The 24663-nt window shown below is 47.3% G+C and carries 16 protein-coding genes; 13 read left to right on the forward strand and 3 right to left on the reverse strand.

From position 1 onward, the window contains the following. Positions 1-4 precede the first annotated feature (4 nt). The 13 genes from rfbD (at position 5) to DW096_RS03995 (ending at position 19101) form a co-directional block, all read left to right on the forward strand. Positions 5-859 carry a dTDP-4-dehydrorhamnose reductase gene (gene rfbD / locus DW096_RS03925; protein ID WP_117589136.1) on the forward strand — a complete coding sequence of 285 codons (855 nt, stop codon included), beginning with the start codon at positions 5-7 and terminating at the stop codon, positions 857-859. A 21-nt stretch (positions 860-880) separates the two neighbouring features. Then, positions 881-2455, forward strand: coding sequence for a peptide chain release factor 3 (locus tag DW096_RS03930; RefSeq protein WP_005826320.1), 1575 nt, complete (start codon positions 881-883; stop codon positions 2453-2455). A gap of 221 nt (positions 2456-2676) precedes the next feature. Next, positions 2677-3657 carry a hypothetical protein gene (locus tag DW096_RS03935; protein ID WP_117589135.1) on the forward strand — a complete coding sequence of 327 codons (981 nt, stop codon included), beginning with the start codon at positions 2677-2679 and terminating at the stop codon, positions 3655-3657. A 666-nt stretch (positions 3658-4323) separates the two neighbouring features. Beyond that, the gene (locus tag DW096_RS03945) at positions 4324-7596 is read left to right on the forward strand and encodes a helicase-related protein (RefSeq protein WP_117589133.1); all 3273 of its coding nucleotides are present in this window, start codon (positions 4324-4326) and stop codon (positions 7594-7596) included. Then, on the forward strand, positions 7593-8402 hold the full coding sequence (locus DW096_RS03950) for an abortive infection family protein (protein WP_008663908.1): 810 nt from the start codon (positions 7593-7595) through the stop codon (positions 8400-8402). The genes DW096_RS03945 and DW096_RS03950 overlap by 4 nt, the downstream gene beginning before the upstream one ends. Before the next feature lie 10 nt (positions 8403-8412). Next, a complete protein-coding gene (locus DW096_RS03955; protein WP_008663906.1) occupies positions 8413-9096 on the forward strand; it encodes a DUF4391 domain-containing protein in 684 nt (227 codons plus the stop codon). 12 nt (positions 9097-9108) lie between these two features. Next, a complete protein-coding gene (locus DW096_RS03960; protein ID WP_022401554.1) occupies positions 9109-11013 on the forward strand; it encodes a site-specific DNA-methyltransferase in 1905 nt (634 codons plus the stop codon). A 7-nt stretch (positions 11014-11020) separates the two neighbouring features. Next, on the forward strand, positions 11021-11554 hold the full coding sequence (gene rhuM / locus DW096_RS03965) for a RhuM family protein (protein WP_008663904.1): 534 nt from the start codon (positions 11021-11023) through the stop codon (positions 11552-11554). Beyond that, positions 11551-14595: a type III restriction-modification system endonuclease gene (locus DW096_RS03970; RefSeq protein ID WP_008663903.1), complete on the forward strand. Its 3045-nt coding sequence runs from the start codon at positions 11551-11553 to the stop codon at positions 14593-14595. Before rhuM ends, DW096_RS03970 begins: the two co-directional genes overlap by 4 nt. A 451-nt stretch (positions 14596-15046) precedes the next feature. Beyond that, positions 15047-15538, forward strand: coding sequence for an HU family DNA-binding protein (locus tag DW096_RS03980; RefSeq protein ID WP_005835731.1), 492 nt, complete (start codon positions 15047-15049; stop codon positions 15536-15538). 192 nt (positions 15539-15730) lie between these two features. Then, entirely contained in the window at positions 15731-15988 is a 258-nt protein-coding gene (locus tag DW096_RS03985) for an OadG family protein (protein ID WP_005826326.1), read from the forward strand. A 39-nt stretch (positions 15989-16027) separates the two neighbouring features. After that, a complete protein-coding gene (locus DW096_RS03990) occupies positions 16028-17866 on the forward strand; it encodes a biotin/lipoyl-containing protein (RefSeq protein ID WP_005826327.1) in 1839 nt (612 codons plus the stop codon). Then, positions 17866-19101, forward strand: a complete 1236-nt coding sequence (locus tag DW096_RS03995) for a sodium ion-translocating decarboxylase subunit beta (protein ID WP_005826328.1) — start codon at positions 17866-17868, stop codon at positions 19099-19101. The genes DW096_RS03990 and DW096_RS03995 overlap by 1 nt, the downstream gene beginning before the upstream one ends. Before the next feature lie 89 nt (positions 19102-19190). Here the strand turns inward: DW096_RS03995 and DW096_RS04000 are convergent, their stop codons facing one another. From DW096_RS04000 to DW096_RS04010, 3 genes are read right to left on the reverse strand one after another with little or no spacing between them, the layout of a single operon-like run. After that, positions 19191-20465, reverse strand: a complete 1275-nt coding sequence (locus tag DW096_RS04000; RefSeq protein ID WP_120028794.1) for a TolC family protein — start codon at positions 20463-20465, stop codon at positions 19191-19193. A 34-nt stretch (positions 20466-20499) separates the two neighbouring features. Next, positions 20500-23529: an efflux RND transporter permease subunit gene (locus DW096_RS04005; RefSeq protein WP_120028795.1), complete on the reverse strand. Its 3030-nt coding sequence runs from the start codon at positions 23527-23529 to the stop codon at positions 20500-20502. Between the two features lie 50 nt (positions 23530-23579). Then, positions 23580-24632 carry an efflux RND transporter periplasmic adaptor subunit gene (locus DW096_RS04010; protein ID WP_118931039.1) on the reverse strand — a complete coding sequence of 351 codons (1053 nt, stop codon included), beginning with the start codon at positions 24630-24632 and terminating at the stop codon, positions 23580-23582. Between the last annotated feature and the right edge of the window lie 31 nt (positions 24633-24663).

The raw sequence follows: 24663 nt of genomic DNA on the forward strand, positions 1-24663 counted from the left end.
TTAAATGAATATTCTGATAACCGGTGCCAACGGTCAACTTGGCAATGAAATGCGAGTGTTGTCGAAAGAAAACGGACAACATGCTTATTTTTTCACTGACGTGCAGGAATTGGACATTTGCGACGAACAATCTGTGCATGGGTTTGTGAAGGACAACCGGATAGATGTAATCGTGAATTGCGCCGCTTATACGGCTGTAGACAAGGCGGAAGACAATCAGGAGCTTTGCGACAAGCTGAACCATGTCGCTCCGGGCTATCTGGCTGCCGCTGCCGAAGCTTGCGGTGCTGCATTGATACAAGTGTCTACCGACTATGTTTTTGACGGAACCGGACACATCCCCTATACGGAAGAGGCGGCTACTTGTCCCGATTCAGTATATGGTTTTACCAAACTGGCGGGTGAGCAGGCGGTGATGAAGCATTGCAGCCGTGCCATGATTATCCGTACGGCGTGGCTCTATTCCATTTATGGAAATAATTTTGTGAAGACGATGCTCCGTTTGGGACGCGAGCGCGAGACGCTGGGAGTTGTATTCGACCAGATAGGTACGCCGACATACGCCAATGATTTGGCACGCGCCATCTTTGCGGCTATCAGCCAGGGAATCGTGCCCGGCATCTATCACTTCAGCAACGAGGGAGTCTGCTCGTGGTATGATTTTACGTTGGCTATCCATCGTCTGGCAGGTATCAAGAGCTGCAAGGTAAGTCCGCTGCATACGGACGAATTCCCTGCCAAGGCGCCGCGTCCGCATTATTCCGTGTTGGACAAGACAAAGATAAAGAAGACATTCGGCATCGATATACCCCATTGGGAGGCGAGCCTTGCCGTCTGCATGAAGAATTTGGAAGAGTGATTATTACTGACTAATTGATATATGGCCAATAACAACGAAATAGAGAGACGGAGAACGTTTGCGATTATCGCGCATCCGGATGCCGGTAAGACATCATTGACCGAGAAGCTGTTGCTTTTTGGTGGACAAATCCAGGTGGCGGGTGCCGTAAAGAGCAATAAGATAAAGAAGACGGCAACGTCGGACTGGATGGATATTGAAAAACAGCGTGGTATTTCCGTTACCACTTCTGTAATGGAGTTCGACTACCATGACTACAAGGTCAACATCCTTGATACTCCGGGTCACCAGGACTTTGCTGAAGATACCTACCGCACGCTGACGGCCGTGGATAGCGTTATCATCGTGGTGGACGGTGCGAAAGGTGTGGAAACGCAGACACGCAAGCTGATGGAGGTCTGCCGTATGCGTAATACGCCGGTGATTATCTTCATCAACAAGATGGACCGTGAAGCCAAAGACCCGTTCGACCTGCTGGACGAGCTGGAGGAGGAACTGCACATCCACGTGCGTCCCTTGACGTGGCCTATCGAGAGCGGTGTCCGTTTCAAGGGTGTCTACAATATCTACGAGCATAACCTCAACCTCTACCAGCCCAGCAAGCAGGTAGTGACGGAGAAGGTGGAAGTGGACATCCATACCGAGGAGCTGGACAACCAGATTGGCGCCCAACTGGCCGACAAGCTGCGCGGAGAATTGGAACTGATAGACGGTGTTTACCCCGAATTTGATAAGGAGGAATACTTGAAAGGAGAGCTTGCTCCCGTATTCTTCGGTTCGGCACTGAATAATTTCGGTGTGCAGGAACTGTTGGATTGCTTTGTGGAGATTGCTCCCAGTCCCCGTCCCGTGAAGGCGGAAGAACGTGAGGTGGAGCCGGAAGAACCTAAATTTACCGGATTCATCTTTAAGATAACCGCCAATATCGACCCGAATCACCGTTCATGTATCGCTTTCTGCAAAATCTGCTCCGGGAAGTTTGTACGCAATGCCCCGTACTTGCATGTACGTCATGGCAAGACGATGCGTTTCTCGTCGCCTACGCAGTTCATGGCGCAGCGCAAGACAACTGTCGATGAGGCTTGGGCGGGAGATATTATCGGCCTGCCGGATAACGGTACGTTCAAGATTGGCGATACGCTGACCGAAGGCGAGGCGCTTCACTTCAAGGGGCTTCCGAGTTTCTCGCCGGAGATGTTCAAGTACATTGAGAATGCCGACCCAATGAAGCAGAAACAGCTTGCCAAGGGTATCGACCAGTTGATGGACGAAGGTGTGGCGCAGTTGTTCGTCAACCAGTTCAACGGGCGTAAGATTATCGGTACGGTGGGGCAGTTGCAGTTCGAGGTCATCCAGTATCGTCTGGAGAATGAATACAGTGCGAAGTGCCGTTGGGAGCCGCTCAGTCTGTATAAAGCCTGCTGGATTGAGAGCGATGATGCGGCTGAACTGGAAGCCTTCAAGAAGCGCAAATACCAGTACATGGCGAAAGACCGCGAGGGTAGGGATGTGTTCCTGGCGGACAGCGGATATGTGTTGCAGATGGCGCAGATGGACTTCAAGCATATCAAGTTCCACTTTACGAGCGAGTTCTAAGCTATACGATTTTTGCTGACTCACGGCTATAAATGATGCAAGTCGAAGAAAAAGAGGAGGTACAAAGTAATGAAAAACTTTGTACCTCTTTATTTATTGTGGGAAGAAAGTGTTACCTTTGTTTCTGCAACGATTAATATGCATTGATTATGAAAACTGTTGAAGTAAGCTCGTTCCTTACCGATTTTACACCTTGCTTATTATAAACACAAAATTTCAAGATGAAACATACCTTCCTTTTTCTCCTGCTGATTCTCCTTCTGGGGCTGACAGCCTGCTCGAAACCTGCCGATAGAACTTTGATGAACTACGAACAGTCCCTTTCTCATGCTGACTCGTTGGTGCAATGCGGTGCTGTCGACAGTGCCCGGGCCGTCCGCCTGATTTCCGGTTTGCACCGTGAGTATAATCAGATAAAGGAGCTTTCCGATGGCAGGCATGTGCGGCTGAAGCCGGTCAGTGGTTACGAACGTTTTTTCTGGGGAGTGTTTTCTGTGATTATGTTCAGCATTTCCGGTGCTATGCTGTTCAGCCTTATCCGTTTCAAGAAAGAACGTAGTCACCGTAACTATCTTGTCACCCTGAGTGAAAACGAACAGCGCTTGCGCAACAATGAACGCGAGCGCGAGGAACTGGAAGAATGCCTGAAGGAGATGTCGCTGACCGACGAAGAGCGCGAAGAAGTGCATAGCTCGCTGACAAACCTCATGGAACATGGCAGCCGTCTGGATAAGGAAAACGAGTCACTCCGTGCCCGTCTCAAGGAGTATGAAGACAACCCTGTGCCCCGCGAACTGGAACTGTTGAGGAAAGAGGGCGAGCGTGTCCGGATGCTCGACGGGCAGGTGCAGGCGCTTGCTTCCGCCATGATAGACGCAGACGAAGTGGTGAAGCAGTTGCGCATCCAGCCCAAATTCCTTGCGGACAGCCAGTGGGACTACTTGCAGAAGCTTACTGACAGAGTATACAAGGGCGCTTCCAAACGCCTTGTCCTGCGCTTTCCCCAGCTTACGCCTGCCGACAGCCAGCTCTGCATGCTTATCCGCCTGCACTTCAGCAATGCACAGATTGCCACGCTCATTGCCGTGTCTCCCGCTTCCGTGTCCCAGCAGAAGTTCCGCCTGAAGAAGCGGATGATGCAGGCGGATGGGAGGCTGTTTGCCGACGGAGAGACGCTGGAGGGAGTGATTGGAAGCTGCTGAGAATGATAGATTCTTCAAGAATCTCGAAGTTTCAAGAAGATTTTAGCTGCACTTTCATCGCCGAATCAGGTATAATCTCACTTGGTATTTCCCAATTTCCATAAACTGTTTTTTTGCCAACGCTTGTTCCGGATGTGGTTCTGTGGGTGGGAAATCTATACTGAGCCCTATTCAGTCGTATACTTAGATACCCTCAGTCGTATACTTAGGGTACCTCAGTCGTATAGTGAGATACCCCCACTTCAGAAGGTGTTTTGGGAGGGGGATGGGCTGTGGCGGCTTGATAGCTTGAAGCAGATGCTTTGGGGGGTTGAAATGTTGTTGCAAAATGAGATGAAAAACTGATTGGTGACTTAAAAAAATGTTATTCCTTGTTATTTCAATAGTTCGCTTTCCATCGGACTGCTAAAGTGTTGAATTGATTACGGATGAGAGCATAGAATCAAATTGCTCCATAATTGAAAATATCCCTCCAAAAGAAGTGAGTTTACCGGATTTTATGCTTATTTTTGTCATGCTTGTTGAAGATTTCTTATGTTTTTTTTGCAACACTAATTTAAGTGAATCTTCTGACATGGCAAAGTACTGGGCAATATTTTATTGCTCAGTACTTTAAATAATTGTTTTTGTAAAGTGTCGCGGAATTAAGGTTTAATAAAAACGAGGATGGAACATCCCAAATTAATAAACAATATAAGCGAGCGTGTAGTGGATGACATCAAAGGACGGTTATCCAAAGGCACTTTTGTGTCTATTGCTGCGGCTTCATTCTCCATCTATGCCTACGAAGCATTGAAAGAAGAATTGGAGCAAGTGGAACAATTGCGTTTCATTTTCACGTCTCCTACTTTCATCAAGGATAAATCAAAGAAAGAGAAACGGGAGTTTTTCATCCCTAAACTTAACCGGGAACGTAATTTATATGGCACAGACTTTGAACTTCGCCTTCGTAACCAATTATCACAAAAAGCAATTGCCAAAGAGTGTGCAGACTGGATTCGTAGAAAAGTGCAGTTCCGTTCCAATGCTTCGCAAGAACAGATGGGTGGATTTATGCACGTCAACAACGAAACTCAACGGGTTTACCTCCCGTTTAATGAGTTTACTACCACACAATTGGGCTGTGAACGTGGTGCTAATGTGTATAATGTGGTAAATGTATTGCCTTCACCGACAGCAAACGCATATCTGGAAATTTTCAATGAGCAATGGAATAACGATGAGAAATTTGAGGATGTAACGAAGCGTATATTGGAGTACATAGACACTGTATATCAAGAAAATGCACCGGAGTATGTCTATTTTATTGCTCTTTATAATATCTTTAATGAGTTTTTGGAAGACATCAGCGAAGATGTGTTGCCCAATGAACGCACGGGGTTCAAAACGAGTATTATTTGGAATAAACTCTATAATTTCCAACGTGATGCTGCGCTGGCTATCATTAACAAGTTGGAAAAATACAATGGTTGCATCCTTGCCGATTCAGTAGGTCTTGGCAAGACCTTTACGGCATTGGCGGTTATCAAGTATTACGAGAACCGTAATAAGTCGGTGCTTGTACTTTGCCCTAAAAAACTGAATGACAACTGGCAGACTTTCCGTGCCAATTACAAAAACAACCCCGTAGCTGCCGATCGGCTAAGGTATGACATCCTTTTCCACTCCGACCTTTCACGTGACCGTGGTTTGAGTAATGGCCTCGACTTGGAGCATGTGAATTGGGGAAACTATGACTTGATTGTGATTGACGAAAGCCACAACTTCCGCAATGGCGGTAATGTGGACGAAGAGGATGAAGCGGATTTTGATACGCTCGTAGAGACAGACCGCCACAAGGAGAACCGTTATCAGCGGTTGATGCGACGTGTCATCCGTCAGGGTGTGAAGACAAAAGTGCTCATGCTTTCAGCAACTCCGGTCAATAATCGGTTCGGTGATTTGAAGAACCAGTTACAACTGGCATACGAGGGGCGTGTGGAGAATATCAACGAAGCCCTTGAACTTGACCGTAACATTGACGACATATTCAAGTCTGCTCAGACTGCCTATAATCGTTGGGCTAAGTTGGAGCCAAGCGAACGGACTACGGAACGATTGCTGTCAAGTCTTCAGTTTGACTTTTTTCAGATGCTCGATGCCGTGACCATCGCACGTAGTCGTAGCCATATCATCAAGTATTACGACACGAAAGATATTGGCGAGTTTCCTAAGCGGCTTGCCCCCTTGTCTCGCCGTCCGCGTTTGACGGACTTGGGCGATGCCATCAATTTCAAGGACATTGCCGAACAGCTCAATGCCCTGAATCTTTCCATATACACCCCTTCGCTTTATCTCTTCGATTGTGCCCGTAGCGGTTACAGTATCGACTACGATGGTGAAGGTCTGTCTATTGACGGGCGTGAGAAAGGCTTGCGCAAACTCATGGCCACCAACCTGTTGAAACGTCTGGAGAGTTCGGTCAATTCTTTCCGACTGACGCTTAACCGCATCCATGAGTACATTCGGCAGACAATGGAACTGATAGATGCATACGACAAGAAATATTCCGGTGCAACCATTGATGTATCTTCTTTCACTGATGATATGGATTCATCCGAAGGCGACACTGATCCGTTTGCCACCAAGAAGTCGAAGATTTCATTGGCTGACATGGACTATGTGAGTTGGCGACGCGATCTTGAAGCCGATTTTGAACGGTTAGATCTGCTCTTGTTGATGTTGAAGGACATTACGCCCGAACATGACAGCAAGTTACAGATGCTTATCGGGGATTTGAAACATAAATTTAGTAACCCGATAAACGGAGAAAACAAGAAAGTGCTTATATTTACGGCATTTGCCGACACAGCCAATTATCTCTATGAGCAGTTATCCACGAAGATAAAGGAAACCTGCGGACTCGATACGGCTCTCATCACCGGCTCTACCGATGGCAGATGCACATTGCCGAAGTTTCCTATGTCGTTCAATAATGTGCTGACTTATTTTTCACCTTTGTCGAAAGACCGTTTAGCCCTCTTTCCCAATGCCACGGATGAGATTGATGTACTTATAGCTACTGATTGTATCAGCGAAGGCCAAAATTTACAGGATTGCGACTACCTCATCAATTATGACATTCATTGGAATCCCGTACGCATCATCCAGCGTTTCGGGCGTATTGACCGTATCGGTAGCCGTAACAAACAAATCCAGCTTGTCAACTACTGGCCGGATATGGAACTTGACGACTATATTCAGCTCAAAGGACGTGTCGAAAGTCGAATGAAAGCTACTATCCTTACCGCAGCAGGTACCGGCAATCCGCTTTCTATGGGCGAAGAAGCCGATTTGGAATATCGCCTTGGACAACTAAAGAAGTTACAGAATGAAGTGGTGGATATTGAAGATATGGACACCGGTATCAACATCATGGATTTGGGATTGAACGAGTTTCGGCTTGACCTCTTGCAATATGTCAAGGAACATCCGGATATTGAACATGCACCTTTCGGATTGAATGCGGTGGTAGCCGGTTCCGAATTGGCGAAACCGGGCGTGATGTTTGTGTTGAAGAACCGCAACAATGCCGTTAATATTGACCGTAAGAATCAACTGCATCCGTTCTACATGGTCTATCTGGCAGACGATGGAGAGGTTATTTGCGACCATCTGCACCCTAAACAACTGCTCGACATCATGCGTGCGCTCTGTAAAAATCAAAACGATTATGACCGTGCGCTCTGTGCTGCGGTCAACCGTGAAACGCAAGACGGCCGCCGCATGACCAAGTACAACACGTTGCTCCAAATGGCTATTGACAGCATCGTAAGCATTAAGGAAGAAACAGACATTGAGAGCCTTTTCTCTGTGGGTGAGACAACAGCCTTGCATGGAGAAATTAAAGGTTTGGACGACTTTGAGTTGATAACCTTCTTAATAATTAAAGAGAAATGAAATTATCTGATATAGAAATAGGTACTATAGTCAACTTCTTAAATGAAGGAGGTTATGTCCTGGACTTTAGTACAGCTGATTTTGATGCTTTTACCTATAAAAGTATAGGCGTTCCACTTTGTGAAACATATAGACTTTCAAAAGGCAAATCTCTGATAGCATATATCAACGATGCAAAATATGAAGATAAAATGAAGCTACTTAGCGATTTAATCAGATATTACGAACTTTCTTCAATGAAGGAACATGATGAAGAAAATCGTAAAAGCCGTGCGGTTGCTTACAAAAAATGCCGTAGCATACTTGATAAAGCAGGTGGTACAATGGTTATGACCGCTACGGCTGAAACTTTAAAAGAAGCTTTTGACAGCGATTACATATCAGCCCAAATTGATTTAATGCTCAATCTGAAGGACGGAAATCCAACAGAAGCAATTGGTAAGGCTAAAGAACTAATTGAAAGTTGTTGTAAAACAATACTTGAATTTGAAGGCTGTACTGTAGATAAAGATTGGGAAGTTCCACGTCTTGTTGATGAAACTTTCAAACATTTTCATCTGATGCCTAAAAATATCTCTGATGATGTTAAAGGAGCTAAGTCTATAAAGGCTATTCTTGGTAATCTTAAAGCTATTGCACAAGGCGTTGCAGAACTGAGAAATCTGTATGGTAGCGGACATGGCAAGTCCAGTTCATATAAAGGGCTTGAATCTCGTCATGCTAGTTTAGCAATTGGAAGTAGTACAACTCTCGTGCGCTTTTTATGGGATTCGTATGAACGGCATCATAATAATGAGGTTAATTAGATGAGACAAAATGGACAATATACTTAACTTTCCTACCTCCACGCACGTGGACAGATTGGTACCCAAGACAGCCTTTTACAAGCATTTGGAGATTAACACACGCTTAAAGACGCGATTTGTGGAAGATGTGGAACGCATACAATGGCTCTATAAGTTGACTCCATCCACCATGAATGTGGACGAGGGTAAGGCGGTGCATGAAATTGTGGTGTTCTTGGTGACGCTCAAAGTGAAAGATACGCCGGATGATGTGTTTCTTGCCATCGACCGTCTGATGCCGCGCCATGTGGTGTTTGTGCTGCAATATGTCAATCGTGGTAGATTGTTGCTCAACTACAAGGAATGGACGGATGTGGATAAGACACGATTCAATATCTTGAAAACTTTCCACACAGAATGGATGCCGCAGGCGAATGTAAAGTTAAAATTGATAGGTTCATCACTGGATAACATATACGAAGCTTTTGCGGGGCAAATCTCCGGATTCGGTACTACCAATGCTACCGATACAAAACAGATTATGGCATTGCAAGATGAATTGGCCCGTAAGCGACGGGTAGCGGAAGCCTTGCAGAAGCGTGTACGGAATGAAAGGCAGTTTGCCAAACAGATGGAACTCAACAGTGAAGCCCGTGCCTTGAAGCGTGAGATTGCTAAGTTGGAAGAGGAACTTAAAACATTAGAAAACAATTAAGAAACAAAATATATGGCTGACATATTAAAACATTTGGACTTGAACTCCGCAGACGGAACGCAACTCAATCTTGATGCGCTCTATCAGATTGCACCTTCGGCATTTACCGAAGTACGTGATGACAAGACGGGTGAAATCTCTCGAAAGGTAAACTTCGAGGTGCTTCGCCGATTGCTTGGCGACCATGCCACAGATGGCGATGGCGAGATGTATCAGTTTACATGGGTCGGTAAGAACGCAGCTCGTGCGGAAGCTGCCAAACCAACCGATAAGACCTTGCGCCCGGTGGTGGAAAATTCCGTGGATTGGGACAACACAAAGAATATCTATATCGAGGGCGATAACCTTGAAGTGCTCAAACTTCTGCAACGCTCGTATATGGGTAAGGTGAAGATGATTTATATCGACCCGCCTTATAATACGGGTAATGACTTTGTGTATCACGATGATTTTGCCCGCACCGCCGCCGAGGAGGATATCGAAGCTGGCAATGTAGACGAATTAGGCTATCGCTTCAGGAGGAATACCGATACGAATGGTAAGTTTCATTCGGATTGGTGTTCAATGATTTATGCACGTTTATTGGTGGCTCGTTCTTTACTGACGGAGGATGGAGTTGTCTTTATTTCGATTGATGATAATGAGGTGCGCAATCTGAGAAATATTTGTGACGAAGTATTTGGGGAACATAATTTTGTAGCACAATTAGTGTGGGAAAGAGCTTTTTCTCCCAAGAACGATGCAAAGTATGTATCAAATAGCCATGATTATATCTTGATGTACGTCAAACAGATTGAAGATTTCACAATAGGCAGATTAGATCGAACAGAAGAAGCTAATTTACGGTATTCTAATCCAGACAATGATCCACGTGGAGTTTGGATGTCAAGTGACATTTCTGTAAAAACGTATAATGCTGCTTGTGATTATCCGATAACGACCCCTTCGGGGAAAATTGTAGAGCCTCCAGCAGGACGCTGCTGGAGTCTCTCTGCAAAAGCTTTTGCAGAGAGACTCCAAGACAACCGAATATGGTTTGGTCCTAATGGAGATAATACACCAAGAATAAAACGTTTTTTATCTGAATTGAAATATGAAGGTATGGCACCAACCTCAATTCTGTTTTATAAAGAAGTTGGTCATAGTCAAGAAGGAGCACAAGAAGTAGTATCTCTTTTTGGTGACAAAGGTGTATTTGACGGGCCAAAGCCTGTAAGATTGCTTCAACGTCTTATTACTTTAGCTAACTTGAAAGAAGATTCCATCGTATTAGATTTCTTTTCAGGTTCAGCAAGTACTGCACATGCTCTGATGAAAACAAATTCAGAAAAAGATAAGCATTGTCAATTTATTCTTGTTCAATTACCTGAAGAAGTAAGTGATTCAAAGAAAGACCAAGGTTATAAAAATATCTGCGAAATAGGAAAAGAACGCATCCGTCGTGCCGGTGCAAAAATCAAAGCTGATTTTCCGCTTACTACACAAAATCTCGATACCGGCTTCCGTGTCTATCGCCTTGATGAAAGCAACTACGAGAAAGTATCAATTTCGCCCAAGGAATACAAGCAAGATCAGCTCGACCTCTTTGCCAACAATATCAAGGCTGACCGTACCGACCTCGACCTGCTCTATGGCTCGATGTTAGCATGGGGTGTTCGCTTGGACTTGCCCTTGCAGACAGAAATCGTGGACGGTTGCACCATCTATACCGTCAATGAAGGTGATCTCGTGGCTTGCTTCTCCGAAGGTATTACCGATAAGGTAGTAGCTGCGATGGCCGGCAAAAGCCCCTTGCGTGTACTCTTCCGTGATGCTTGCTTCAAAGAAGATGCTCAGAAAATCAACATTTACGAACAGTTCAAGCAAGCCTTGGACTGGGCAGATAATGATGCGTTTAATAATATCAGAGTAATTTAACGTGTCCATGGAAGAGAACAATAAAATACTAATCTATACAGACAATGACGGTCTGACAAAGATAGATGTGAAACTTGAGGAAGATACCTTATGGCTTACTCAAGCGCAGATGTGCGAGCTGTATCAGACGAGTAAATCGAATGTAAGTGAGCATATTAAGCACATTTTCGAAGAAGGCGAACTACAAGAGGACTCAGTTGTTCGGAAATTCCGAACAACTGCCACAGATGGTAAGTCATACATGACAACCTTCTATAATCTTGACATGATTATCGCTTTACTTGATTTCGCAGAACGCCAAGCCGAGAAAGAGCAACCCATGACCATGAACGATTGGGCAAACTATCTGGATCGCATACTCACCTCAACTGGAGAACAACTCCTGCTGGATGGAGGCCGAGTATCCCATCAAGAAGCAATGGACCATGCCACTACTGAATATCGTAAATATAAACAACGCACACTCAGCGATGTGGAGCAAGATTATTTGAACGCTATCAAGGCGATTAGCGACAAAAGTAAGAAAGGAGGCAAAAAGTGAAAATAAGATATAAACATCAACGCTTTCAAGCGGAAGCCACCAAATGCGTGAGCGACGTATTTCAGGGACAACCCAAACACGACGGCAGCCGCACCTTCTTGAACAAGTTTGGTGCGCTCAGTTTCGACGGCTTCGGCAATCTGCCCCTTGTACTTGACAATGAAAGCATTTGCGAGAATGTGCGTGGTATACAGATGGCAGAAGGATTGAAGCCCGTGGAGCATCTGGAGGGCGACGGACGCACCTTTACCATCGAGATGGAAACAGGTACGGGTAAGACCTATACCTACATCAAGACCATGTACGAGCTGAACGCCCGCTATGGTTGGTCGAAATTTGTGATTGTAGTGCCCAGTATTGCCATCCGCGAAGGCGTGTTCAAGAGTTTTGAGAGTATGGCAGAACACTTTGCTGGAGAATATGGTAAGCGTATGCAATACTTCATCTACAATTCGAAGCAGCTTGCTAAGATTGATGCCTTTGCTTCGGATAACGGCATTCATGTAATGATTATCAATACGCAGGCTTTCAATGCTTCGCTTAACGAGGATAAAAACAAGGAAGGTCGCGCAGGTGATTCCGCTGCCCGTATCATCTTCTCACGCCGTGATGAGTTCGGTTCGCGAAAGCCTATTGACATCTTGGCAAAAACGAATCCCATCCTAATTATTGACGAGCCGCAAAGCGTGTTGGGAACGGATAAAAGTAATGCCACACGAAAGGGTATCAAACTGTTTAACCCACTCTTTACCTTGCTATACAGCGCCACACACCGTGAAATATTCAACCAAGTATATCGCCTCGATGCCATCGACGCTTATAACAAGAAGCTGGTGAAGAAGATAGAAGTACGCAGTGTACATCAAGTGGGTTCTACAGCCACCAATGGCTATGTTTATCTAGATGAAATCGTCATTAGTAAAGGCAATCCACAAGCTCGATTGGGCTTCGATGTCAAGACAACCAGTGGCACACGCCAGACCATTCGCTTGGTGAATGAGGGCTTCGACCTCAAAGAGCAAAGCGGCGGTTTGCAGGAATATGCCGATAACTTTAAAGTGGAACGTATAGACGGACTGACCAACACCGTGCATTTCCTCAACGGACTGACGCTTCATCCCGGTGAGGTGGTGGGCAGCGTGAATGAGGAGATTCTCCGCCGCAATCAGATACGAGAAACCATCAAAACCCATTTGGAGCGTGAACGCCAACTTTTCGCTCGCGGTATCAAAGTGCTGTCATTGTTCTTTATCGACCATGTGGACAGTTATCGCATCTACGATAAAGACAACGTGGAAAAGGGTAAGTTCGCAAAGATGTTTGAGGAGGAGTACCAACGTGCCTTGCAGGAGTTTATGCCTACCTTTACGGATGCCTCTTACACACGCTTTCTTTCCGACCCGAAGCATGCGCCCGAAAACATTCACGATGGTTACTTCTCTATCGATAAAAAAGGGAAGAGCGTGGAATCGAAGAATAAGGAAGGCGAAAACGAAGAACGTGGTTTCGACCTTATCATGAAGGATAAGGAGCGTTTACTTAGCCAAAGTTGCCCCGTTCGCTTCATCTTCTCTCACTCGGCCTTGAAGGAAGGTTGGGACAATCCTAATGTGTTCCAGATTTGTACGTTGAAAGACACCTCCAACGAAATCAAGAAACGTCAGGAGGTGGGACGTGGTATGCGCCTATGCGTCAACGATAAGGGCGAACGTCAAGATGCCGATGTATTGGGCGACCATGTGTTCGACACCAATATCCTGACTGTTATTGCCAGCGAGAGCTATGACGACTTTGCCAAGAAGCTGCAAACCGATATGGCAGAAGCCTGCGCCAACCGTCCGGCAGTGGTGACAGCCACACTGTTTGCCGACCAACTGGCACAGACACAAGATGGACACAGCATAAAGATTACGACCGAACAGGCCGTGGAAATCCACGAAGAACTGATAACCCAAGGTTACATCAAGAAAGGCAAGCTCACGCAAAAGTACTTTGACGAAAAGAAAGCCGATTCGCTCCAGTTTGGTGAGGTGGAAAATCTACATTCGTTTATCATCAAACAGTTGGATAAAGTGTTCAATCCCGATGCCTTCAAACCAGCCAATGGACGTAATAAAACGGAGGCTCACTTAGTTAAAGACAACTTCAACAAAAAAGAGTGGCAAGAGTTGTGGCGGCGCATCAATACACGTACCTACTATAACGTGAGTTTTGAAACGCCAAAACTCATCAAGAGTGCCATTGATGCACTCGACAAGCACCTGAATGTGACAGAAATCCGTATTGTAGTGGAGAGTGGCGGCATGGAAAGCATCCGTGACCGCGAAGAATTGGAAGCCGGAGCAGCCATGAGTGCCGCTACAGTGAAAACCATTCGGGTAACGGAAGTTATTGGAGCAGAAGTAACTTACGACTTGGTAGGTGAACTCGTGCAATCCACCGGTCTAACTCGCCGCACCATTGTAGAAATGCTGAAAGGCGTTAATCCTGCGACTTTCCATCAGTTCAAGCTGAATCCAGAAGAGTTCATCATCAAAGCCGGTCGCATCATCAACGATTGTAAGGCTATCTCGCTCATCCAACACATCCAGTATGAGAAACGTACTGGGACCTTTGGTACTGACATCTTTGAGGAAGCTACGCTGCGTGGTACACTTGGCAAGGACGCTATCGAAAGTTCCAAGTCGCTTTACGACCTTGTAGTGGTAGATAGTGAAGGTATAGAAAAGAGTTTTGCCGAGTCGCTGGAAGCTGAGGATGATGTGGTGGTATATAGCAAACTGCCCGGTGGATTCTACATCAACACCCCGATGGGCAAATATAATCCCGACTGGGCTGTAGCTTTTCGAGAAGATTCCGTGAAGCACGTTTATTTCGTGGCAGAAACCAAAGGCAACGACATCGAAGTATCACAACTTCGCCGTGCCGAGGATGCCAAGATAGAGTGTGCCCGTCGTCACTTTGCAGCTATCAGCACTGGCGATGTGGTGTATAGTGTGGTGAAAACCTATCAGGATTTGTATAATGCGGTAACAAAGTAAAATCAGCCAAACACGTAGAGAGGCACATTCTCTCTATGTGTTTATTCTTTCTTTTCACTGGCATAAACTCATAAATGATGTCATATTGCAAAGAATAACTTATAACAATTACCTTGTAGAGATAGGAAGATACAGGTGGCTTCATTATCAGGGGTTTGCGTGTGTCGCTTGTAGAGATTATCACCTTATTCCTCTTATTTAAGCTTTATTTCCCCCCTTCTTCTTGTAGAGATATGGTTTTTGTAATCCTTTGTTTTTAAGTGATTTATGAAAATCGGTTGTAGATGCCATTTTCTTGTTTTCCCTTGTTTCCCACCCTAACTTTGCAACATCGAATTTGAGAAAAGCAGACGGCTGAATCGTTGAGGCCTCACGATGAAAACTTCTGCTTCTCGGGTAAGACAAGAGAAACAGAATATACCTATTATTAATCATTTAAAACATTACGATTATGGCATTTTTTAAAAGAGTTCAAAAAAAAGTAAACGATTTGTGGTATCCTCAATCAGTAACCTGGGGCAAGGCGGTTACTACCCGTGAAGTGGCAGATGAACTGTCTTTCATTTCTACCGTGACCCGTGGTGACACGTATGCGGTGATGGAGAACTTGGGGCGTGTATTGAGCAATTTCATGGGGCAGGGACGTACTGTGAAGATAGACGGTATAGGCACTTTCTACTATACTGCTACCTCTACCAAAAGAGGGGTGCCGACGGCTGAGGAGGTAAGCGCTTCGCTGATAAACGGAGTACGTGTCCGTTTCCTGCCCGAAGTGGAGCGTAATAGTGGCAATCAGGTGACTACCCGCAGCATGGTGAATACAAAGATTGTTTGGAAAGAGTGGGGTAAGACTTCTACCTCCACCGGTACTACTCCCGGCGACAATACCGGTGGAACCCCCGGCGGCAACGACGGCGACCAGGGTGAGAATCCGTTGGGCTGATTCTCCTTCCTTGAAAGCAATTGATGACTGACACCGTTTTATGCTAAAAGTTTCCTGTACCGCCTCATTGGTTGTGCGGGAAGCTTTACTTTTTAGCATCTTTTATCATTCTTCTCTGCCTTTCTTTAATGGATTATCGTTAATTTCGAGCGATTTTTCGTAAATTCGGCTGAATAACTAATAATTTATAATATGGAAAACTTGAATACAGCACTTCTGCTGATGGTGGTAGGTATGGCAACAGTCTTCGCTATCCTGCTGATTGTTATTAACTTAGGAAAAGCTCTTATTGCACTGGTGAATAAATATGCGCCCGAAGAGGTGACACCGGCTAAAGCTGCGGCAAATGGTCCCGCACCTGTCCCCGGTAATATTCTGGCAGCTATCAGTGCAGCCGTAACAGTAGTGACACAAGGTAAGGGTAAAGTTGCTAAGGTAGAAAAAATCTGAAATAATAATCTTATATAAAAACACACCGAATAATTTAGTATGAAAAAGGAAATTAAGTTCAGTTTGGTATTCAGGGACATGTGGCAGAGTGCCGGAAAATATGTACCCCGTGTTGACCAACTGGTGAAAGTTGCTCCCGCCATCATTGAGATGGGTTGTTTTGCGCGCGTGGAAACCAATGGCGGAGGTTTTGAACAAGTAAATCTGCTGTTTGGGGAGAATCCGAATAAAGCCGTGCGCGAGTGGACGAAGCCGTTCCATGAAGCCGGTATCCAGACTCACATGTTGGACCGTGCCCTGAATGGCCTCCGCATGAGTCCCGTGCCCGCCGATGTGCGCAAGCTGTTCTATAAGGTAAAGAAAGCGCAGGGTACGGACATCACGCGTACTTTCTGCGGTTTGAACGATACCCGCAATATCATCCCTTCTATTGGCTATGCACACGATGCCGGAATGATTTCCCAATGCTCGCTCTGCATCACCCATTCACCCATCCATACCGTAGAATACTACACGGAGATGGCACTGAAGCTTATCAAGGCAGGTGCCGACGAAATCTGCATCAAGGATATGGCAGGTATCGGACGTCCGGTTTCTTTGGGCAAGATTGTGGCCAATATCAAGGCGGCGCATCCCGATATTCCTATCCAGTATCATAGTCATGCGGGTCCCGGTTTCAATATGGCAAGTATTCTTGAAGTGTGCGAAGCGGGTTGCGACTATATCGACGTAGGCATGGAGCCGCTTTCCTGGGGTACGGGACATGCCGACTTGCTCAGTGTGCAGGCCATGCTGAAGGATGCAGGCTTCCAGGTGCCCGAAGTCAATATGGAGGCATATATGAAGGTACGCGCACTCATCCAGGAGTTTATGGACGACTTCCTTGGCTTGTACATCAGCCCGCGCAACCGCCTGATGAACTCCCTGCTGATTGGTCCCGGACTGCCGGGTGGCATGATGGGCAGTCTGATGGCAGACTTGGAATCCAATCTGGAGTCCATCAACAAATACAAGGCAAAACGCAACCTGCCCTTCATGAAGCAGGATGAACTGCTCATCAAGTTGTTCAACGAAGTGGCATATGTTTGGCCGCGCGTGGGTTATCCCCCGTTGGTGACTCCGTTCAGCCAGTACGTCAAGAACCTTTCCATGATGAACGTCATTGCTATGGAGAAAGGCAAGGAACGCTGGGGTATGATTGCTGACGACATCTGGGATATGCTGTTGGGCAAGGCAGGTAAGCTGCCGGGTCAGCTGGCTCCCGAAATCATAGAGAAGGCCGAACGCGAAGGACGCAAGTTCTTCACCGGCAATCCGCAGGACAACTATCCCGATGCTCTGGACAAGTACCGCAAGCTGATGAAGGAGAACAAGTGGGAACTGGGCGAGGACGACGAAGAGCTCTTCGAATACGCCATGCACCCGGCTCAATACGAGGCTTACAAGAGTGGCAAGGCCAAGCAGGACTTCCTGGAGGATGTGGAGAAACGCCGTGCCGAACGTGACAAGTCTCCGCTGGACGATGCCAAACCCAAGACGCTCACTGTGCAGGTGGACGGTCAGGCTTACCGCGTGACGGTGGCATACGGTGACATCGACCTGCCCGCTTCGGCCACCGAAAAGGTGACAGCTCCCCCCGTAGGCGAAGGTCAGGACGTTCCGGCTCCGCTCGAAGGCAAGTTCTTCCTGACAAAGAATGCGCAGGAAACCCCGTTGAAAGTGGGTGACAAGGTGAAGAGTGGCGACCTCCTCTGCTATATCGAAGCTATGAAGACATACAATGCCATCCGCGCAGACTTTGATGGAACGGTTGTTGCCATCTGTGTCAATCCGGGTGACTCTGTTTCTGAAGATGATGTATTAATGAAGATAGGATAATGGAAGATATATTTGCAAAACTCTATGATATGACGGCCTTCAGTAACATCATTGCTGATCCGTCGTTCCTCGTGATGTATGCCATCGCTTTCATCCTGCTTTATTTAGGTATCAAGAAACACTATGAACCATTGTTGTTGGTACCCATCGCTTTCGGTGTGCTCATTGCCAACTTTCCCGGCGGCGAGATGGGGGTGATTCAGGCAGATGAAAACGGAATGGTCATGGTAGGCGGGGTGATGAAGAATATTTGGGAGATGCCGTTGCACGAGATTGCGCACGACCTCGGACTGATGAACTTCATTTATTATATGCTGATTAAGACCGGCTTTCTGCCGCCTGTTATCTTTATGGGTGTGGGTGCGCTGACAGACTTCGGTCCGATGCTCCGTAACTTGCGTCTCTCCATATTCGGTGCGGCTGCGCAGTTAGGTATTTTCACCGTACTGCTTTGTGCTGTGATGATAGGGTTCACTCCGCAGGAAGCAGGTGCGTTGGGCATTATCGGTGGTGCCGATGGTCCTACGGCTATCTTTACTACCATCAAGCTGGCTCCCCATCTGTTGGGACCGATTGCCATTGCTGCTTATTCTTATATGGCGCTGGTACCGGTCATCATTCCGATGGTGGTGAAGCTGTTCTGTACCAAGAAGGAATTGATGATTAACATGAAGGAGCAGGAGAAGCTGTATCCTTCGAAAACCGAGATTAAGAATCTGCGTGTATTGAAGATTATCTTCCCGATTGCAGTGACTACGATTGTTGCTTTATTTGTGCCCACAGCAGTACCTTTGATTGGTATGTTGATGTTCGGTAACTTGATTAAGGAAATCGGTTCGGATACAAGCCGCTTGTTTGATGCTGCTGCTAATAGTATCATGAATGCAGCTACCATCTTCTTAGGATTGAGCGTTGGCGCCACGATGACCAGTGAGGCATTCCTGAATTGGACGACTATCGGTATTGTGATTGGTGGTTTCCTGGCATTTGCATTGTCCATTACGGGAGGTATTTTCTTTGTGAAGCTGTTCAACCTATTCAGCAAGAAGAAGATCAATCCGCTGATTGGTGCTACCGGCCTGAGTGCCGTACCCATGGCAAGCCGTGTCTGCAATGAAATAGCAACGAAGTATGACCCGAAAAACCATGTGCTGAATTACTGTATGTCCAGTAATATCTCCGGTGTAATCGGTTCGGCTGTTGCGGCGGGTGTGCTGATTTCATTCCTGGGATAAACGGTCAGTAGGAAAAATATAAAGAAACTCCGGTATGGCTTTGTAAAGCTATGCCGGAGTTTTTTGTATGTTTTTCTTTGAGGGGCATTTCATTCACTAACCACCTTCCAATATTCAGCCACCGCCATCTTCTCTGCCAGATACGCATCAATTAGGTTGGTGTGTGCCTGCGTCCACGAGAGTTGTGCGGACAACACATCTGCCATGCTGGCTTTTCCTTCATTATAAGAGAAGGTGACAAGGCCCAGATTCTCTTCGGCGAGTATCATATTCTCCCGGGCCGTCTTGACTTGCTGTTCAGTTTCCGTCAGTTTTGTGGTGGCTGCGGAGAGTTCCTCCAGAATATTGTCCGTTACATAGCTTTGTTGCAGCTTCTGTATGCCGATATAGGCTTTCTGTTGGCGGTTTGTCTTGAAGCGGGCTCCCCAACGGAAGATGGGGATGCTGACATTGACTCCTACGACGGGAGTATGAGGTACATCCTGCCCCATATAGGTGATTCCCGTATCCCAACCGGTAGCGAGAAACATGCTGACTTGTGGGTTGTAGCGGCTGAGGGCGGCATGCCGTTGCGCTTCACTGCGGGCGATGTTCACGGAGGTACTGGCATATTCTGCCCGGCGAAGCAGCACATCATCCAGGCCCAGAGGTATGATGGAGGCAGTCGGTATATCTATTTCGGCTATGCTGTCTATGGGAGCGTCCGGTTCCGAGCCCATAAGGATATTCAGTTTTTGCAGGGCAAGGGTATGGTTTTGGCGTGCCTTGATGTACTGCAATTCGGCTTCCTTACGTCGGGTGGAAATCATCAGCAAGTCTGTGCGGCTGATGGCACCGTCATCAAAGCGGTCTTGGATGATGTCGTACTGCTGTTGTACAATATCCTGAAAGGTAGCCGCGGCTTTCAGACCGGCACGGGCGGCAGAGGCATTCCAATAGACGGCGTCACTTTGATAGTGTATCTGGTCGAGGGTCAGCTCTGTGGTAAGTTGGTCCAGTGCCTCTTCGGCTTGCGCCACTTTCTTTTGGGCTATTAGGGAACCTCCGGTATAAAGCGGCTGCGTCAAGGTGGCAAGTGCCTGATAGGTATAAGGGTGGTAGTCTCCTTTCGGACTGTTCCATTGGTCCAGATGATTGAGATTGGCGGTACCCTCGGCAGTGATGTCAATCTGGGGCAGGAAACCGGTGGAGGCAATCTTGCGTGCCTCGGTACTGGCGAATGTTTTCAGATGCTGTTGTTTCAGAATCTGGCTGTATGCTTCTACCTTGTCGCGGTATTCTTCGCGGCTCAGATATGCTTGTTGTGCCCCGGCATTCAGTCCGGAGCACAGTAATGATAGAATAAGTATCTTTGTTTTCATCATTCAATTGGTAAACTGTAAATTGTTGAATGTTCTCTCACTTGATTTTATGAATGGCGCAATAAGCCACCGGCAGCACGAATAGTGTCAATGCCGAGGCTACCAGCAAACCACCCATGATGGTTGCCGCCATGCCGCCGAACATGGCGTCGAACAATAACGGCAACATTCCCAGGATAGTGGTACCCGATGCCATGGCCACCGGGACAATACGGGTGGTCGTTGCACTGATAACGGCTTCACGCGGTGCTTTTCCGGCAGCGGTTTCCGTATCAATCTGGTCCACCAGCACGATGGCATTCTTGATATTCATTCCAATCAGCCCCAGCAAGCCGAGGATGGAGAAGAAGTCGAATGATTTCCCCAATACCACCAGTCCCAGTACAATACCTATAAAGATAAGCGGCAGCATCAGCAGGATAACAATCGGCTTCCGGTAGCTGCGGAACAGAAACAGCAAGGTGACGAACATAAGGAAGAATGTCAGCGGCAGGTTAGCTGCCAGTGCGGCATTGCTTTCTGCCTGGCTTTCCTGCTCTCCGAAGTATTTCATGGTGTAACCTTCGGGCACATCAATCTCTTCTTGCACTTGCTTCCATATACGGTTGAAGGCGGCAATGGCATTCACACCGCGGCGTGGGTCGGCCTGCGCCATCATCACCATCTGCCGGTTGTAGTCTTTCACATTGGAGAACTTGTACTGGAAGTCGAACCGGCTGACGACTTGTTCCAGAGTGGTTGTTTCGCGTGCAGTGCCGAATACGGGGAGTGTACGCAAGTCGTTGATGCGGAAAGAGTCGATAGTTTTATCCTTCAACAGAACGGGAAGTACCTGGTCTCCTTCCCTATATTCCCCAAGTGTCATGCCGTTCGTACCGATCTGGATACTCTGTGCCATGCTTTGACGGGAGATACCCAACGGTTGTGCACGCTCCTGACTGTAAACGGGATGCCATACCGGTATCTTATTGCCCCAGGAGTTGCGCACGTTGATAAGTTCGCCGTCACGGTGCATGATGTCCAGAGCCTTGTTGGTCAACATGACCAGCGTATCCGTGTTATTGCCGATGAACCCGATTTCAATGGCGGCATCTACAGCAGGAGAGAGTTTGAACAACATGGTACGGGTGATGGCATTGGGATAGTTGGCCTTCATGTAGGCATCAAGGTTCTCTTCCTGCTTCTTGGTATATTTGCTGTCCGTTACTTCCACCAGGATATTGGCGAAGTTAGGTTTGGGACCGACGGAAGTGGAGGCCAGATAGTAACGCAACGGTGTGCTGCCGAATGTGACGGATACCCGTTTCACTTCCGGCTGCTGCATCAGATGCGCTTCCACCTTTTTCATTTCGGTTTCTACTTCGCGGATGCTGTACCCGTCCGGATAGAATACATCTGCCCGAAAGTAGGGCTTGTCCAGAGAAGGGAAGAAGTTCTGGGGCATCAGCCCCATGACGATGAGGGAGAGGATGAACAGTGCTGTAATGCTTCCAAGGGTCAACGCCTTCTTGCGTATCAGTGTGCTGAGGATGGAGGCGAATTTATGGTAGAAAGGCTTGTCGTATGGGTCCTTGCTACCATCTTTAGCCTTTGCTTTCAGTATGAAGTTGCCGAATGTAGTGGTTTGTGTCAACGCCAGCACCCAACTTAATCCCAGGGAAATGGCCAACACTACGAATAGCGGTTTCACGATTTCGGCTACGGAAGAGGGAGCCAGATACAGTGGCAGAAACGAACAGATGGCAATGAACGTTGCTCCCAGCAATCCCCATTGGGGACCGGTGGCACCGTCTATCAGCGCTTTTCGGCGGTCGATGCCGCGGGCAATGGCAATTTGGGCATTATCTGTCACCACGATGGCATTGTCCACCAGCATTCCCATGGCTATGATGAATCCGGCGAGGGAGGTCCGGTTCAGACCTACGCCAAGAAACGACATAATGAGCAGTGTGCCTCCGATAGAGAATATAAGGGAAGAGCCAATCAGTACTCCTGCACGCATGCCCATCACCAGCATGATGATTACAATCACAATCAGGATGGATTCTATCAGATTGATGATGAACCCGTTGTTGGCTTCTTTGGCAATCACGTTTTCGGGATACAGACTTTCCAGTTCCAGCCCCACGGGGATGAGGGGCATGAGTTCGGCAAGCCTCCGGTCTACCAGTTCACCGGTTTTTACCACATCCTTTGTCGGGTCGGTGGAGATGCCGATACCGATGGCGCGCTTTCCGTTGACGTGCATGATATTGCCGGGAGGTTCCATGTATCCCTTTTCAATGATGGCGATGTCACCCAGCTTGACTTGTCCGCCGGAGGTAGTGATAACCTGGTTGTGGATATCATCGACAGTCGTGTAGGTACCGTTGGCCACAATGCGTAACTGTTGTTCTCCGGCACTGATTTCACCCGTATTGATAATCTGGTTCTGCGATTGCAGCAGGCCGGCCAGCTGCTTGGGGTCGATACCCATTCCTGCCAGCTTGTTTACGGAGATGAATATATGGATGACCTCTGTCTGTGTACCGAAAAGGGCTACCTTCATCACACCGTCTGCCGTGATGACTTGTGTCTTGATTCGTTCCGCCCAGTTTCTCATTTCTTCATAAGAGAAACCGTCGTTACCCACCAGGCCGTAATAGATGCCGAAAACGTCTCCAAAATCATCCGAGACGGTCGGTACAGAAGAGCCTGCGGGCAGTTGGGGCTGTATGTTGAGCACTTTACGCCGCAGTTCGTCCCACTTCTGCGGAATGGATGCGGCAGAGAGTGACGGTTGCAGTTCGAAGGTTATCTTGGAGAGTCCGTACATGGACTCTGACTTTATCTTGTAGACGCCGCTCATCGACTGTATTTCTCGGGAGATGGGTTCGGTGACGAGCCGTTCCACTTCTGCCGGCTCCGCTCCCGGGTAGCGTGTCATGATGACTGCCGACTTGATGACGAAAGGTGCGTCTTCCTTCTTTCCCAACCTGCCGAATGACAGTATACCGCCGATAAGCAGCACAGCCAGAAAGAAGTAGACTATCTTCGTGTTGTCTAATGAATATTGGGCTAGATTCATAATGAATATTTTTTAGATAAATGGGGAATGTAATGTGCCAATGTGATTAATCACATTAGTACCTTTATTGCTTCTCCTTCTGTCAGCTGGTATACTCCGGCCGTCACAACGGTTTCTCCCGGTTCCAACCCTTTAGAAATAAGCAGGTTTGCCTCTCCCGTTGGAGAATAAACGGTCACTTCGCGGCGACTGACTTTATTACCTTCCACCACCCATACATACGTTTTCCGGTTTTCACTGTCGCCAAATACGGCGCTTAACGGTACATTCATCAGCTTTTCTTCCAGAAAGGGAGCGACATCCGATGCCAGCTTTATTTTGCATGTGAATCCCGGTTTTACGTCATAACGTGTACGGTCAAAGTGCGGGTCGTCAATTGTTATTGTCACCGGAATACCCGTCCCTGCTGTGGAGATGTCAAGATACTCTTCCAGTCTGGCATCGAAAGCCTCTGTGGGGTAGCTGTCGAACACCACCTTGAACTTTACGTCCTTGGCACGGAGCAGATAGAGATAATCATCCGGTACGGTGAACTTGATTCGTAGCTTCTGTGTATTTACCAGCTGTACAACCCCTTCTCCTGCATTGACACGCTGATAGTTCTCTACCAGCCGTTTTTCGATGGAACCCTCGAAAGGGGCTGTCAGCCGCGTATCCCGCATATTGTTGCCGGACAACTCGTAAGTGGATTTTGCTTTCTGATAGTTGGCTACGCTGATTTCGTATTCCTGCACGGAGATAGCCTGGCGGCCAAGCAGCCGTTTGTTACGTTCCACTTGTGCGGCAGCTGTTTCGTAGGCAGCCTTGTCGGCTGCATATTGCAGGGAGATGTCGCGTGGGTCGATGGCGGCAATCAGTTGCCCCTTTTTTACCCGCTGTCCCTCTACAACCGGGAGGTTGATGATTTGTCCGCTGACGCGGAAGGCAAGTCTCACATATTCCACGGCTTCCACTATTCCGGAGAAGTCTTTGCGGATAACCGACTGTGAACTGACTTGCGCAGTCTTCACCGGTCGGATAAGGGTATTGCTACCCTTTTGTTTTTGCCCGCACGACGTGATGAGCAACGCCATGACCAGGGCGAAAAGAAACATTTTTTTCATTGGTAAACAAGTATATAGTTATTCGTTCAGG

Source organism: Bacteroides sp. AM07-18, from assembly GCF_003602695.1.
In the GTDB taxonomy this organism is placed as follows: Bacteria; Bacteroidota; Bacteroidia; order Bacteroidales; family Bacteroidaceae; genus Bacteroides; species Bacteroides uniformis.